The sequence below is a fragment of the Marinobacter mobilis genome (assembly GCF_900106945.1).
Taxonomy (GTDB): domain Bacteria; phylum Pseudomonadota; class Gammaproteobacteria; order Pseudomonadales; family Oleiphilaceae; genus Marinobacter; species Marinobacter mobilis.
Genome location: NZ_FNNE01000003.1, coordinates 271,002 through 284,520, shown reverse-complemented (window position 1 = coordinate 284,520; position 13,519 = coordinate 271,002). Strand labels below are relative to the sequence as shown.

The window sequence follows — 13,519 nt, the reverse complement described above, 5'->3', positions numbered from 1 at the left end:
TCACCGCCCTTATTGCCAATCCTGGAGGGTGATAGAAGGCTCGAAATCAGGTGGAGACGCGGCCAATTGGAGCTCAATCGTGGTCTCGCCCGCCCTCTTGCGGAACGTCAGGGAGGATTCGCGCCGAACGTAACGGTCGTTCTGGGCCTGTGCGGCCAGCGTAATGTCGAGACGATGCTCGCCCAGGCTCAGGTTTCCGGTGTACAGCGCCTGTGCGCCCCCCCGCTGCAGCGACAGCTTTTCCCGTTCACTGTAGAGGTGACTGACGACGGGACGGCCATCAATTGCGATTTCTATGCTTTCGGGCGTCAGCCCGTCATTACTGGCCAGGGAGAGAAAGAGGAAAAACCGGGTGTCGGCCGGGTAAAACGCCGCTTGCTGGAGCTCAATCAGTTCCTGGCTCAGCGCCGCAACCTCGCCCTTCAGGCGTTCGATTTCCAGGGCGCCGTCCGGAGTCTGCGCATCACCCGCAAGGCCATGGCGACCGGTCAGCAGAAACACCACCAACACCAGCAGTGTCCAGGTAGTGCGAAGCGGTGAATGAGCGTTCCCCAACATGTCCCTGTCGCCCCCGATATATTCCGTAACAAAAGTACAGAAAGAGTAACACTGGCGCTGGAGCAAGAACGGTATCAGGTCACCAAATGGAAAACTGACCTCCGCCCCGCTCTGGGGCGGACGTCAGGATTCTTTACAGGCAAAAACAAAAGAGCCTCAAGGTTAGTTGAGGCTCTTAAACACATAATTAATTACTAGCTGATTTATAAGCGCTTTCAGAATATGGCCCTGAGGTTGCAAAGACTTAGGTGGCGGGAACGCAATCGATGTCATTACCGCTTGATATGCCGAGCTTTGCCGATGCCCTCAACCGCATCGGCTTTTTTTTGCCGCTTATTTGCTCAGCTGTTTCATGGCGGATTCAAGGCCATCGATGGTCAGTGGGTACATGTGGTCAGCAACCAGCTGCTTGGTAATTCCAAGCGACCCGCCACTACCCCAATAGCTTTCCGGCAACGGGTTCAGCCACACCACCTTGCGGAAGTGATCTGCGATACGTTGAAACCAGGTCGCACCAGCCTCCTCGTTCCAATGCTCAATCGATCCTCCAGGGTGAGTAATTTCGTAAGGTGCCATGGTGGCATCGCCCACGAAAATCACTTTATAGTCTGGCGAGTATTTGCGCAGAATATCCCAGGTATCGGTGGTTTCATTCATCCGTCGGATGTTATTGGTCCAGAGGCTCTCATACACAAAGTTATGGAAGTAGAAATACTCCATATGCTTGAACTCAAGTCTGGCGGCAGAGAACAGCTCCTCACAAACCCGGACATGGGGATCCATCGAACCACCCACATCGAAAAAGATCAGCACCTTGACCGCATTGTGGCGCTCAGGAACCATCTTCAGGTCGAGATACCCGGCGTTGCGGGCAGTCGATGCAATGGTATCGTCCAGATCCAGCTGGTCTGCTGCACCCTGGCGGGCAAACTTCCGCAACCGCCTAAGCGCAACCTTGATGTTACGGATTCCGAGGGTAATGCTGTCGTCCAGATCCCGATATTCTCGCTTCTCCCAGACTTTGACCGCGCGCCCCTGACGGCCGTCCTTCTGACCAATACGGAATCCTTCCGGGTTATAGCCATTAGCCCCGAACGGCGAAGTACCACCGGTGCCAATCCACCTGTTTCCCCCCTGATGACGCTCTTTCTGCTCCTCCATACGCTGCTTGAACGCTTCGATAAGCTCTTCCAGACCGCCCAGAGAATCAATCTTTGCTTTCTCCTCATCACTGAGCTGCTTCTCAAATTCAGCACGCAGCCAGTCTTCGGGAATCAGCTCTTCAAGCAAGGCATCAAGGTTTTCAATGCCTTTGAAGTAGGCATCGAATGCTCTATCGAATTTGTCGAAATGGCGTTCATCCTTAACCAGGCACAGCCGGGCAAGGTAGTAGAACTCCTCCATATCGGCAAAGGCCATCCGGTTTTTCAGTGCCTCCAGCAGGTCGAGAAATTCACTCAGGCTTGCCGGCACCTTGGCTCGTCTTACTTCCATGAAGAAATCAATCAGCATGGCAGCCCCCGGTTTTCAGGGTATGTATTGGCATACACCGCACTCACCCCTCGGTGTCAGCTTCGACGACGGGCCATAAAGGCCAGCTTCTGGAGCAGGTGGACATCCTGTTCGTTCTTGACCAGTGCGCCATACAGCGGCGGCAGCGCAGTGCTGGTGTCCTTTTCCTGTAGCAGCTTGGCAGACAGGTCGTCAGCCATCAGCAGCTTGAGCCAGTCGATCAGTTCAGAGGTGGACGGCTTCTTCTTCAGCCCCGGTACCTTGCGTACGTCGAAGAACACTTCCAGAGCATCGCGAACAATATCTTGCTGGATGTTCGGAAAATGAACATCAACGATGCTGCTCATGGTGTCGTGATCCGGGAAATTGATGTAATGGAAGAAGCAGCGACGCAGGAAGGCATCCGGAAGCTCCTTTTCATTGTTACTGGTGATCACAACAATCGGGCGCTTGCGGGCTTTGACAAACTGCTGGGTTTCGTAAACAAAGAACTCCATGCGATCAAGTTCGAGCAACAGATCGTTGGGGAACTCGATATCAGCCTTGTCGATCTCGTCGATCAACAAAACGACCTGCTCGTCGGCCTCAAAGGCTTCCCACAGCTTGCCCTTGACGATGTAGTTGGCAATGTCCTTCACCTTTTCGTCACCCAGCTGGGAATCTCGCAGCCGGGAAACCGCGTCATATTCGTATAGCCCCTGCTGGGCCTTCGTCGTGGATTTGATGTGCCATGGGATCAACTTCATCCCCAGGGCCGAGGCCATCTCTTCCGCCAGGAGTGTCTTACCGGTACCTGGCTCCCCTTTGATCAGCAAAGGACGCTGCAGGGTAATCGCTGCGTTAACAGCCATTTGCAGGTCGCCAGTGGCAACGTAGTTTTCGGTACCGGTAAACTTCATATTCAAAGTCCTGTGTCGTGATTTCCGCTTGCGGCGAACTGGCGCCGCCCATGTGTTAGTAGGATGCTATCTTCCTGAGCGCCCGCTGTCGATCCCGGTCGCTCAGCGGCAACCGGATCATCTCAACGTTTCTTCTCGTCCTTGTCATCGCTTGCGTCTTCTGATTCTTCGTCATCGGTTGCCGACTCGTCAAAGTCGTCAATATCAGAAAGATCAAAATCTTCGAGCCCGAACTCTTCGTCTTCGGCAACGTCTTCCTCAAGTTGCGGAATCTCTTCAGCCTCAGGCTTCTCCTCTTCCGATGCCTCAGCGACGTCAGGCGCAGCCTCGTCAGGAACCTGTGCCTCGGCTTCAGCTTCGGCGGGTTCGTCATCCAACTCGTCCGCAAGTGGCGTTTCTGTCGTGGACATGTCAGCGGCGGGCTGAGTGGCTGATTTGCGGCGCCACAGCAACACCGCCACTGTAGCGATGACCACGACACCGCCGGCTCCCAAGGCGATATACCACACCGTTCGGTCGCTCTCATCCGGCTTCGGACTTGGCTCCACTGATGCCGCGGGTGCCGGCGCTTCCACCGCCGTGATATCGATGGGCAGCATTGGCTCGGCGAGCGAGTCACCGGCAGAGAGGGGCTCGGCTGTTTCAGCAGCCATTTCGACGCCCCCCTCCGACACTGCGTCTTCCGGCAACGCAGGCTGCACGTCGGATTCAGGATCAGCTGCAACCAACGAATCCGCGTCAGCGTTCTCCACCGTCGCATCCGGTTCAGGCAGCTCTGTTGAGACTGCCTCGTCGCCGTCCGTTTCCGGCACCACAAAGGTCAGGGCCTGGCTGAATTTACGCGAGAACGTTTTGCCATTGGCAACGACTTCCACCGTGAAGTCGCCGGCAAACGGCAAGCGGGTGATTTCATCCCGGTAAACGCCGTCTTCGGGTGGCCTCTCAGGGGACAGCGTCTTGGTGCCCGAGCGGCCGTCAGAAGACGTCAGTGTGACAGACACTTCGATCACCCCCAGAAAGTCTGGGTCCGTCACAGCTTCGGCCTGTTCATAGAACATCGCTTCCAGACTGACCGGCTCCTGTTCGGTGAACCGCGAAGGCAGGGGTGACAGCACCATTCTCAGATCACTGACCACGGTGACCTGACTTCCCTGCCCCAGAGGACCGGCTACCTGCCATTCGCCTGCGGGGGGATCGGTGACGGTAATCAAATCGTAACCGGGTTCGCTCACCCAACGGAAAGCCTCAGAGTGACTGCCTGTGGTATGCCGGACACCCAGGGGATCAACCAGCGTCAGCCCTTGCGCTGAAACATCGGCCTGATCACCGGGAAAAATCAGCGCGGTAAACTCCTCAACACCTTCATCAACCAGGAACTGATTACCTTCAATGGGAATCTGCTCCTGGGGAACGGCTGAATTGAGAGAGCGGAGAAAGGCAAGGTTCAGATCGTCTGCTGATTCGGCGAGCGTGAAACTGCCGCCAGTGCGTTCAGCAAACCGTTCCAGAAGCTCCAGATCCGCCGCCTGCGAGAGCGCTATCGTATGAATAGTGGCATGAGCATCGGCTAACTGTGAGAGCACGTCATTGACGACCCTCACCCGCTCCTGTTCATTGATGGCGCGGTCTTCGGAGACATCAACCTTGCCATCCGTCAACAGGATGAAGTGGGTATTACTCAGATCTTCGTCGCTGTAATAACCGTCACTCGCGACTTCAAGGGCTTTGCCAAGGTTGGTGCGTAGCGCAACCGAATTGATCTCGGCAGAACTTTCTACCGCGCGGTCTCGCCAGGCGTCGGTAACGGCCCCATGTGGCACGAGCATGTTGACGTACTGACCAAACGTCCAGACTCCGGCGGTGGCGTTTTCCGGTAGCAGGCGAGCCAACAGACGCACGGCAGGCTGCCTGAGGTTGAGCGGATCGGTCTGCCTCATCGATCCCGAAATATCGACAATGATGCGAACATCTTGCTGCGGAGGTATCTGAGGAACGGCTGACTGGGCATTGCCGTGAAACGGCAGGGCCAGACAGCCAAGCATGATCAGCCGGGACAGAATCCGCACCATGAGTCCTCCGTGGGGTCAGGTTTAGCGGCGCACCAGACGATAGCGTACCAGGTCCAGTATCCAGACCAGGGCCATGACCAAGCCGGCAGCCCCGATATTGAAGAAGGCCCTGGCAGCCTCTTCGGTGTTACCGAGGATAGTTTCATACCCGCCATGCAACCAAGCAGGTACCCACCAGCCGGCCACTTCAGCTGACTCGACCGGAGGAAGTATGAGTACGATCAGCACGGCCTGCAGCAGCGTTCTCAGACCATAAAGAGGAATCACTTTGAAAATTCGGCTCATCATGATGAAAAATATGAGAAAACCAATCGCGTAAACGGCCCAGAAAATGCCATAGGCCAGCTGTGCATCTGCAGTCATGATTACAAAATCCAATGAATAATATGTTCTTCCCAATCGTCTTCAGGAACCTTGTCTTCAGAGATTACCCGGTGACGAATCGATACGCCCGCCTCGTGAACGCTGTCAGGATCTCCCGATCTGAGCGGGTGCCAGTCCGCCAGGGGACGACCTTCCGCCAGAGTGCGATACGCGCAGGTATACGGCAGCCAGTGATAGTCAGAAATACTCTGTGGCGTCAGCACGATGCACTCGGGCACCTTTGCCAGGCGGGTATCGTACACCGTACAGCGGCAGCTTTCGCTATCCATATAGCGGCAGACCAGATCGGTGTAATACACCTCATCAGTATCTTCATCTTCCAGTTTGGCAAGACAACACTTCCCGCAGCCATCACAGAGCGACTCCCATTCAGCAGGGGTCATCTCATCGAGACGCTTGCGTTGCCAGAAAGGAATCGCTGCAATCATTCCTTATGTTTCCGCAGCTTTTCCTTGAACGCTACCACATAGCCTTCCTGCTCTTCAGGCATCTGCAGGTAGAAATCCTGCTTATCCAGTGCTTCAAGTACCACCTTGCCAGTCGTCCGTGCCAGCTTGCGTTCAGGCGTCATGATCAGATCCATGGCGTGAACCGGGTTACCGAACACGGCACGAAGTGGCTCAGGGAGCGCATCCCAGTCCTGGCCACGTCGTACGTAAATATAGGTGTCTTCCTTCTTTCCACTGCGGAAAACGGACACAAACTGCTTGTCTGTCATAATGTCAGCGCTGCCTCAATTTCACTCAAAACCCCGTTCAGCAACTCTCCCCGCCAGCCCTGAAGAAGAGCGTCATCCGGGGAAAAGCCGTTCTGCACCAGCACTTCCAGTCGTTTTCTGGGGGCCAGTATTTCAATCGGTATATCCTGACTATTGGCGACCTTGACGAAGATCTGCTTCACCTGTTTGTAAAGCTGCTGCTGGCTCCTCGACAGCGGCGGCCGGATCGACTGGAACAAGCCGCTGTCGTCAGGCGCCTGAATCAGTTCCAGTAATGTATCGCCATAGCGGCGTATCACTACCGGAGGTAAGTCACTGACCTGCTTGAGCCCTGCCCTGGAGTCCGGCATGGCTTCCGCCAAGGCAATAAGCACAGGATCCGGCAACACCCGGTTACGTGGGCGATCCCGCTCCCGGCTTTCGAGTTCACGCCATTCCGTCAGACGTTGCAAAACCCTCTGTTGACGCTCTTTCAACGCCCATCCACCACGAAGTCGCAGATAATGGTTGTGAGGGTCGTCCTGCTCGTAAAGATCGGCGGCAAACCGGGCCGACTCCTCATTCAGGGCATCCAGCAATCCCTTTTCTCCAAGCCGGGCACACACCCACTCCTGAAGCGGCACCAGGAAACGGACATCATCCAGGGCATATTGTTCCTGCTCCGGCGACAATGGCCGACTGACCCAGTCAGACCGGGTGGCTGATTTGTCCAGCTGCACCCCGAACAAGGACTCGACAAGTTTGGCGTACCCGACAGAGAAGCCCGCACCGGCGAGACCTGCACCAATCTGTAGGTCCACCACACCGGCGGGCCGGACCTTAAGCCAATGACGAAACAGCTCCAGATCCTCACTCATCGCATAGAACAGCTTGGTTTTGCTGGCGTCCCCCATCACGGACCTGAACACTTCCGATGCTTCAGCAACGCCCGGATCCACCAGACAGTAACGCTTGCCGATACCGAGCTGGACCAGCCCCGGGATCGGAAAAAATGTGGAGACCCGTTCAAATTCGGTATCAACCGCCAACGGCTCCGAAGCCATAGAGGACAACCATTGGTCCAGCTCCAGTGGTGACTCAATCCAGTGAACGTGCTCGGTGGTATCAGAGGTCATAACAAACTTTCAGGCAGGTTTGGGGGGGCTTACTCGGCAAGCGGCTTACGCCCGCGAAAAGCATGGGTAAGGGTAAAACCATCGACATAACCCAGCTCACCGCCCACTGGAATACCGTGGGCGAGCCGCGTCACCAGAACATTCCTTCCATCCAGACGATCGGCAATGTAATGAGCGGTGGCCTCACCTTCGATGGTGGGATTGGTCGCCAGGATAAGTTCTTCAACCGCGTCCGTCGCGACCCGGTCCAGCAAGCATTCAATCCCGATGTCGGCGGGGCCGATGCCATCAATGGGCGACAGGTGTCCCATCAATACGAAATAACCGCCGTCGTAACCACCCGCCTGCTCAATCGCAAGCAGGTCAGACGGGCTTTCAACCACACAGACTGTGCCATTGTTGCGTTTCGGGTTCTCACAGATGCCACAGACCGGCGTGTCAGAAAAGTTCTGGCAGCGCTCGCATCGGCGTACACCAGACATGGCACCGGCCAGCGCTCCAGCCAGCCGTTCACCGCCGCTCCGCCCTTTTTCCAGCAGATGAAACGCCATTCTCTGAGCGGTCTTCTGACCGACACCGGGCAGGCAGCGCAAAGATTCAACCAACTCATCGACCAGCGGACTGAATGCCATCAAAGAACCTCGTAATACCCGTGTTTGAAGAGCTTTAGAACGGCATTTTGAAGCCGGGCGGCATCCCCATTCCGGACATCATGCCGGACATCTTGTCTTTCTGGTTAGCCTCTACGCGACGAACCGCGTCGTTGACGGCAGCAGCCAACAGATCTTCGAGCACGTCCTTGTCTTCCGTCATCAGCGAGGAATCAATCTCGACACTGCGGACGTCGTGTCGTCCGTTCATCACAACCTTGACAAGGCCCGCGCCAGATTCGCCGGTGACTTCGGCCTTGGCGATCTCTTCCTGGGCCTTTTGCATCTCTTCCTGCATCTGCTGGGCCTTTTTCATCAGGTCGCCCATGCCATTTATCATATCGAGTACCTCTTAAACCTTTTCCAACTACGTTTTGAATTCCGTGCCGGCCTCAGGACCTGGCCCTAGGACACCGGCTTGATCGATTCTTCGACCACCCGGCCCTCAAATCGTTCAACGATCGAGTTCACCAGGGGGTCGTTCCGGATCGACGCCTCTGCCGCCTGCTGGCGGGCAATGCGCGCGCGCTCTTCCCATGCGGCTGGCGTATCTTCTCCGGGCTCACCCTGCTGTATCTGCAGGGATATATGATCGCCAAAGCGGTGTTGCAACGCCTCGGTGATGCGAACACGGTGGCGGTCATTCAGCAATCGTTCGTGGCCCTGATCCATGGTGAGCAGAACCGTCGTTCCCTGCCAGGCCATCGCTGCGTGGCTGGCAAGGTTACCCGGCATACCGGTCAGGCCCAGACTGCGAAAATCCCTGGCCCACAGGAACTCTCCGTCCGTTTCCACGGCGTCATTCACAGGTAACTCAGAGTTCATACCGGGGGCTTCAGAGGTCACCACAGGCAATCCGGCGTCGAGCTCTGCGGAAGCCGGTGCCGATGGCGGCGCCTGAACGGTGTCTACAGATGCCGGAACCTCAGGTTGTGGCTGGACAGGGTCAGGCTCCCAGGGCGGAACATCATTCAAGTCAGGTTCAGCAATGACAGGCTCTGAACCTGACGTTCCCTGAAACTCATCGGCAGTGCCATCGGTCCCTGCACTCTGTCTGTCCAGATCGCTGTAATCGCTCGCGGACACGGGTTCGACCTGGGGAGGCGCGCTTACAGGTTCGCTGGCGGCCGAAACGTTGTCCGGAATTGGCGCTTCCACCGACTCCGGCTCAGGGGCCGGAGCAGCAATGTTCTGCGGTGCGTTAGCGGGTGAAGGCTCAGGTGTAGAGGCAGCCGGCGCAGGTTCCTCGGAAGCATCGGAAGAATCGGTCGTACGCGGCTGGACGGCCGATGGCTCCCGCCGGTCAACACCCGGACGGAAGGCCAGCATCCGCAGCAAGGTCATTTCGAAGCCCATGCGGGCATCCGGCGTGACCGCCAGATCCTTACGGCCCATCAATGCAGACTGGTAGAAAAGCTGGGCGTCTTCGGCACTGAGCTGACGCGCCAATGACTGCACCTGCCCGGCATCACCCAGGGAGTTATCCACGCTGCCCGGCACCACTTGCTCCATGGTGACGCGGTGAAAGAGTGCGAGAAGGTCGGAGAGTATGACGCTGTAATCCGGTGAAAAATCAGAAATGCGCTGAATCTCCGACAACAACGCCGGGCCATCTCCGCTCACCAGCGCACTGACCAGCTTCTCGATATCCCGCTGATCAATCGTACCCAGCATGCTGCTCACATCGCTGGCCGCCAGTTTCTGGTTACCGAACGCAATGGCCTGATCGGTCAGACTCAGTGCATCCCGCATACTCCCGTCAGCGGCCCGTGCCAGCAACCACAGCGCCGGCTCTTCAAAAGGAATATTCTCTTCAGTCAGTACGTGTTTGAGGTGACCAGCCACGTGTTCCGGTGTCATCCGTTTCAGGTTGAACTGGAGACAGCGGGACAGGATCGTCACAGGCAGTTTTTGCGGATCGGTCGTCGCCAGCAGAAACTTGACGTGCTCAGGGGGTTCCTCAAGGGTCTTCAGGAAGGCGTTGAACGACTGATTGGTCAACATGTGGACCTCGTCGATCAGGTAGACCTTGAAGCGCCCTCGGGTCGGTGCGTACTGGACGTTATCGGTCAGCTCACGCATGTCATCGACACCGGTCCTGGACGCCGCATCGATCTCAATAAGATCAACGAACCGGCCTTCCTGAATCTCGCGGCAGCTGGAGCATTCGCCACAGGGCGTCGGCGTGATACCGGTTTCGCAATTCAGACAACGGGCGAGCAGGCGGCCAATGGTGGTCTTACCCACCCCGCGCGTACCGGTGAACAAGTAGGCATGGTGCAGACGCTGGTTTTCCAAGGCATGGACGAGAGCCTGGAGCACATGCTCCTGACCGACCATACCCTGGAATGTCTGGGGACGCCATTTACGGGCGAGTACCTGGTAGCTCATATTCCATCAACTGCAGCTGTTATCGGGCTCAACAATAGCACGGTCACGACATGAGAAGAAGCCGATCATTCCGGGTTTACGGTGCCCAACTGACTGATAAATTCGGGAAAAGAATCAAGGCAGGAAAATTCTGGGGGTGGCCCCACCAGCAACACTCCGGCACACAAGTCCACCGCTGCGGCTGCTCCCTTCCGGGCCTGACCGGGTTCACGGTTTATTGTTGCGGAGGCACCAGCGGAGCCACCATAACGATCCGAACCAGCTCGTTCAGATGCGGCGCGCATGTTAACAGGGGTTGCGGGCATCATCAATCCCCCTCGCTCGAATTCGTCAAATAATGCCCCTGCCCGGAGCTCACATATCGCGCACTCGCGCAAATTCCATTAACCTTCACTATGCTTATGATTCAACAGGCTTCCTGACACTATTACGCTCGCCAGGATCGCCTTGATTTACCTACCCACGGCGCCCCTGAGCAACCGCCAACCTATGAGGCAAGCAGTGAAATCAGCCCCAGGCTCCTGGTCGTTTACCCGCTGGACCACCGTCGATCAACTCGAAGCCCTTAAAATCCGCCACCCGGACTTCCACGCACAGCTGTTTTTACAGGGCGCTCATCTGACCCACTTTGCTCCAAGCAATGAATCCAACTGGTTGTGGCTCAGCGATACCGCCAGGTTTCACACCGGCTCCGCGATTCGCGGTGGCATTCCCATCTGCTGGCCCTGGTTTGGGAATCCGGACAAAAACCCGGAAGCCGTCCGCAGGCACATCCGCACGAACACTGCCCACGGCTTTGCCCGCACCGCCGTATGGTCACTGGAAGATGTTCGTGAATCCCCGGACGACGTGGAAATTTCTCTGTCGCTCGACGCTAACGACGATTTTTCGGACCTGTGGGACGGCCATGCAAAAGCACTGCTGACTTTCCGGTTCTCCGCCACGACGCTTCAACTTGCGCTAACGACCACCAACCTCAGCAGCACCCCTCTGGCGCTGTCCCAGGCCCTGCATAGCTATTTTCCGACACCCGACATCACCCAAACCGCCGTGACCGGACTGGACGGCACAAGCTACATCGACGCACTGGACCAATGGAGCCACAAGCCTCAACAGGGTGATGTCCGCTTTACCGGAGAAGTCGACCGTATCTATGAAGCGGGTTTCCGCGATATCGGCATAACCACGACGACATCCGCCTACCGCCTTTGCAGCAACGGCAGTCAGTCAGCGGTCGTCTGGAACCCGGGTCCGGAAAAAGCCGGCAGATTGTCGGACTTTCCCAACCATGCCTGGCAAACCATGCTATGCGTCGAAACTGCCAATGCACTCGACGACGTTCGCGTGCTCAATTACGGACAAAGTCACACCCTAGGTGTCATGATCAGCAGGTTACAGGAACACAAGGATTCGCAATGAGCTTAACGTCAAGGATCAAATCGCTGCTTGTCGCTCCCGCACTCGACGAACAGATCAACAAGATACGCAAGCCCATCGGGTCGCTGGGCTATGATCCCTGGGGATACAATAATGAGTCGGTGAAAATTGGCTTTTCCCTGGCCCGCCTTCTTTACGACCGCTATTTCCGGGTCGAGGCCCACGGCGTTGACAAGATTCCCGAGAAAGGCCCGGTGCTGATCATTGCCAACCACAGCGGACAGCTGCCGATTGACGGTGTATTGATCGGTTATGCCCTGGCCTCAAGGGAGGAGAAACCACGCATTCCCCGGGCCATGATCGAACGATTCTTTCCGACCGTGCCCTACCTGGGCAACCTGCTGAACGAGTTCGGTGCAGTCCTTGGTGACCCGACCAACTGCGCAAAAATGCTCGCGAATGACGAGGCGGTTATCGTGTTCCCTGAGGGTGTCCGTGGATCCGGCAAGCTTTATCAGGATCGCTACCAGCTCAAACGGTTTGGCAACGGGTTCATGCATCTGGCCATGAAATACAAAGCCACGATTGTTCCCGTTGGCGTCGTAGGTTGTGAAGAAACCATCCCAGCCATCGCAAACATCAAGCCGCTGGCCAACATGCTTGGCGTTCCCTATGTCCCCCTTGCCTTGCCGGCAGTGCTTCCCGCAAAGGTGTATCTGAACTTCGGCGACCCGCTGTTCTTTGAAGATGGCGAAATTTCCGAGGAAGAGGTGACTGAACGGGTTGAACAGGTGAAAGCGGCGATCAATGAACAGATCGACAAGGGATTGAGTGAACGGAAAAGGCTATTCTGATGACGGCAAAAAAAACCACCCCAAATAAACGCCCCCGCATCCTGGTAACCGGCGCGGCTGGCGCCCTGGCCCAGCAGGTCATCAACCGGCTTAGGGATGAGTGCGACCTGGTTGCCGTGGATTTCCGCGAGCAGGTGTATCTTGGCGACGACATCCCCAGCTATTGCATTGATTTCAATAAGCGGGTCTTTGAAGACCTGTTTCGCCGATATGAGTTTGATGGCGTCATTCACCTGGGGCGCATCCAGTCCAGCCAGCTTACCCCTATGCGCCGCTATAACGCTAACGTGCTGGGCACCCAGAAACTGCTCGATCTGAGCCACAAGTACGGCATTTCACGTGTCGTGGTCTTGTCGACCTACCACGTATACGGTGCCATGGCCTACAATCCGGCGCTGATCGACGAAGAGGCACCGCTGAAGAGCGCGGGCCTTACCATGGATCTTGTGGATTCAGTCGAACTGGAGAACCTCGCCAACATCTACCTCTGGCGCTACCCCGATCTCAACATCACGGTTCTTCGGCCCTGCAACATTGTTGGTCCCGGTGTCCGCAATACGATAAGCCTGCTACTCGCCAGCGAACGCGCACCGGTCCTGATGGGCTTCTCACCGATGATGCAGTTCATTCACATCGATGATATGGCCGATGCTATTGTTCTTGCCTACGGCAAAAAGACCCGAGGGGTGTTTAACGTAGCGCCGGATGACTGGGTTGCCTACCAACGGGCACTGAGCATGTGTGGTTGCTCTCGCATTCCAGTGCCATCTATACCGCCGGCCGTAACCTCCGCGATTCTGCGTACGCTGAAATTAAAGAGTTTCCCGTCGTACCTAATGAATTTCTTCAAGTACCCCGTGGTCATTGACGGTCGTTCCTTTGCCCGGGAATTCAATTTCAAGCCAAGACGGCCACTCAAAGAAATTTTCCGTTATTATCGGGAAAACAAACGGCCGGTTTAGTAGCTGCCAAATCACAGGGTTGTGAGAGGT

Annotated in this window: 14 protein-coding genes and 1 other RNA gene; 3 read left to right on the top strand and 12 right to left on the bottom strand. The window is 56.4% G+C overall.

All coding sequences use genetic code 11. The annotated features are described in order from the left end of the window. Nucleotides 1–9: 9 nt before the first annotated feature. From BLV11_RS06165 to ffs, 12 genes are all read right to left on the bottom strand, one after another. A complete protein-coding gene (locus BLV11_RS06165) occupies nt 10–558 on the bottom strand; it encodes a hypothetical protein (RefSeq protein ID WP_091812091.1) in 549 nt (182 codons plus the stop codon). A gap of 333 nt (nt 559–891) precedes the next feature. Beyond that, complete coding sequence (locus tag BLV11_RS06160; RefSeq protein WP_091812090.1) at nt 892–2,070, bottom strand: vWA domain-containing protein; 1,179 nt, start codon at nt 2,068–2,070, stop codon at nt 892–894. Nucleotides 2,071–2,126: 56 nt separating this feature from the next. Beyond that, a complete protein-coding gene (locus tag BLV11_RS06155) occupies nt 2,127–2,969 on the bottom strand; it encodes an AAA family ATPase (RefSeq protein ID WP_091812089.1) in 843 nt (280 codons plus the stop codon). A gap of 122 nt (nt 2,970–3,091) precedes the next feature. After that, entirely contained in the window at nt 3,092–5,038 is a 1,947-nt protein-coding gene (locus BLV11_RS06150; protein ID WP_245725933.1) for a vWA domain-containing protein, read from the bottom strand. A gap of 21 nt (nt 5,039–5,059) precedes the next feature. Further along, complete coding sequence (locus BLV11_RS06145; protein ID WP_091812250.1) at nt 5,060–5,404, bottom strand: hypothetical protein; 345 nt, start codon at nt 5,402–5,404, stop codon at nt 5,060–5,062. Then, nucleotides 5,404–5,850: a YcgN family cysteine cluster protein gene (locus BLV11_RS06140; RefSeq protein WP_091812088.1), complete on the bottom strand. Its 447-nt coding sequence runs from the start codon at nt 5,848–5,850 to the stop codon at nt 5,404–5,406. The genes BLV11_RS06145 and BLV11_RS06140 overlap by 1 nt, the downstream gene beginning before the upstream one ends. Further along, nucleotides 5,847–6,140, bottom strand: a complete 294-nt coding sequence (locus tag BLV11_RS06135; RefSeq protein WP_091812087.1) for a YcgL domain-containing protein — start codon at nt 6,138–6,140, stop codon at nt 5,847–5,849. Before BLV11_RS06135 ends, BLV11_RS06140 begins: the two co-directional genes overlap by 4 nt. Beyond that, nucleotides 6,137–7,255, bottom strand: coding sequence for a ribonuclease D (locus BLV11_RS06130; protein WP_091812086.1), 1,119 nt, complete (start codon nt 7,253–7,255; stop codon nt 6,137–6,139). Before BLV11_RS06130 ends, BLV11_RS06135 begins: the two co-directional genes overlap by 4 nt. Before the next feature lie 29 nt (nt 7,256–7,284). Beyond that, nucleotides 7,285–7,887 carry a recombination mediator RecR gene (gene recR / locus BLV11_RS06125; RefSeq protein WP_091812085.1) on the bottom strand — a complete coding sequence of 201 codons (603 nt, stop codon included), beginning with the start codon at nt 7,885–7,887 and terminating at the stop codon, nt 7,285–7,287. Between the two features lie 34 nt (nt 7,888–7,921). Further along, complete coding sequence (locus BLV11_RS06120) at nt 7,922–8,245, bottom strand: YbaB/EbfC family nucleoid-associated protein (protein ID WP_091812084.1); 324 nt, start codon at nt 8,243–8,245, stop codon at nt 7,922–7,924. Nucleotides 8,246–8,310: 65 nt separating this feature from the next. After that, a complete protein-coding gene (gene dnaX, locus BLV11_RS06115; RefSeq protein ID WP_091812083.1) occupies nt 8,311–10,296 on the bottom strand; it encodes a DNA polymerase III subunit gamma/tau in 1,986 nt (661 codons plus the stop codon). Nucleotides 10,297–10,436: 140 nt separating this feature from the next. Then, an RNA gene (ffs, locus tag BLV11_RS06110) (signal recognition particle sRNA small type) lies at nt 10,437–10,533 on the bottom strand. 264 nt (nt 10,534–10,797) lie between these two features. Here ffs and BLV11_RS06105 point away from each other — a divergent pair. Genes BLV11_RS06105 through BLV11_RS06095 form a run of 3 tightly spaced genes read left to right on the top strand, consistent with a single transcriptional unit; the run spans nt 10,798 to nt 13,489 of the window. Further along, nucleotides 10,798–11,715, top strand: coding sequence for a D-hexose-6-phosphate mutarotase (locus tag BLV11_RS06105; RefSeq protein ID WP_245725932.1), 918 nt, complete (start codon nt 10,798–10,800; stop codon nt 11,713–11,715). Beyond that, nucleotides 11,712–12,527, top strand: coding sequence for a lysophospholipid acyltransferase family protein (locus BLV11_RS06100; RefSeq protein WP_091812081.1), 816 nt, complete (start codon nt 11,712–11,714; stop codon nt 12,525–12,527). Before BLV11_RS06105 ends, BLV11_RS06100 begins: the two co-directional genes overlap by 4 nt. After that, nucleotides 12,527–13,489, top strand: a complete 963-nt coding sequence (locus BLV11_RS06095; protein WP_091812080.1) for an SDR family oxidoreductase — start codon at nt 12,527–12,529, stop codon at nt 13,487–13,489. Before BLV11_RS06100 ends, BLV11_RS06095 begins: the two co-directional genes overlap by 1 nt. Nucleotides 13,490–13,519 lie beyond the last annotated feature (30 nt).

Excerpts from the sequence above, each read along its gene's own strand:
- BLV11_RS06165 (WP_091812091.1), bottom strand. The coding sequence starts at position 558 with ATGTTGGGGAACGCTCATTCACCGCTTCGCACTACCTGGACACTGCTG.
- BLV11_RS06160 (WP_091812090.1), bottom strand. The coding sequence starts at position 2,070 with ATGCTGATTGATTTCTTCATGGAAGTAAGACGAGCCAAGGTGCCGGCA.
- BLV11_RS06155 (WP_091812089.1), bottom strand. The coding sequence starts at position 2,969 with ATGAAGTTTACCGGTACCGAAAACTACGTTGCCACTGGCGACCTGCAA.
- BLV11_RS06150 (WP_245725933.1), bottom strand. The coding sequence starts at position 5,038 with ATGGTGCGGATTCTGTCCCGGCTGATCATGCTTGGCTGTCTGGCCCTG.
- BLV11_RS06140 (WP_091812088.1), bottom strand. The coding sequence starts at position 5,850 with ATGATTGCAGCGATTCCTTTCTGGCAACGCAAGCGTCTCGATGAGATG.
- BLV11_RS06135 (WP_091812087.1), bottom strand. The coding sequence starts at position 6,140 with ATGACAGACAAGCAGTTTGTGTCCGTTTTCCGCAGTGGAAAGAAGGAA.
- BLV11_RS06130 (WP_091812086.1), bottom strand. The coding sequence starts at position 7,255 with ATGACCTCTGATACCACCGAGCACGTTCACTGGATTGAGTCACCACTG.
- recR (WP_091812085.1), bottom strand. The coding sequence starts at position 7,887 with ATGGCATTCAGTCCGCTGGTCGATGAGTTGGTTGAATCTTTGCGCTGC.
- BLV11_RS06120 (WP_091812084.1), bottom strand. The coding sequence starts at position 8,245 with ATGATAAATGGCATGGGCGACCTGATGAAAAAGGCCCAGCAGATGCAG.
- dnaX (WP_091812083.1), bottom strand. The coding sequence starts at position 10,296 with ATGAGCTACCAGGTACTCGCCCGTAAATGGCGTCCCCAGACATTCCAG.
- BLV11_RS06100 (WP_091812081.1), top strand. The coding sequence starts at position 11,712 with ATGAGCTTAACGTCAAGGATCAAATCGCTGCTTGTCGCTCCCGCACTC.
- BLV11_RS06095 (WP_091812080.1), top strand. The coding sequence starts at position 12,527 with ATGACGGCAAAAAAAACCACCCCAAATAAACGCCCCCGCATCCTGGTA.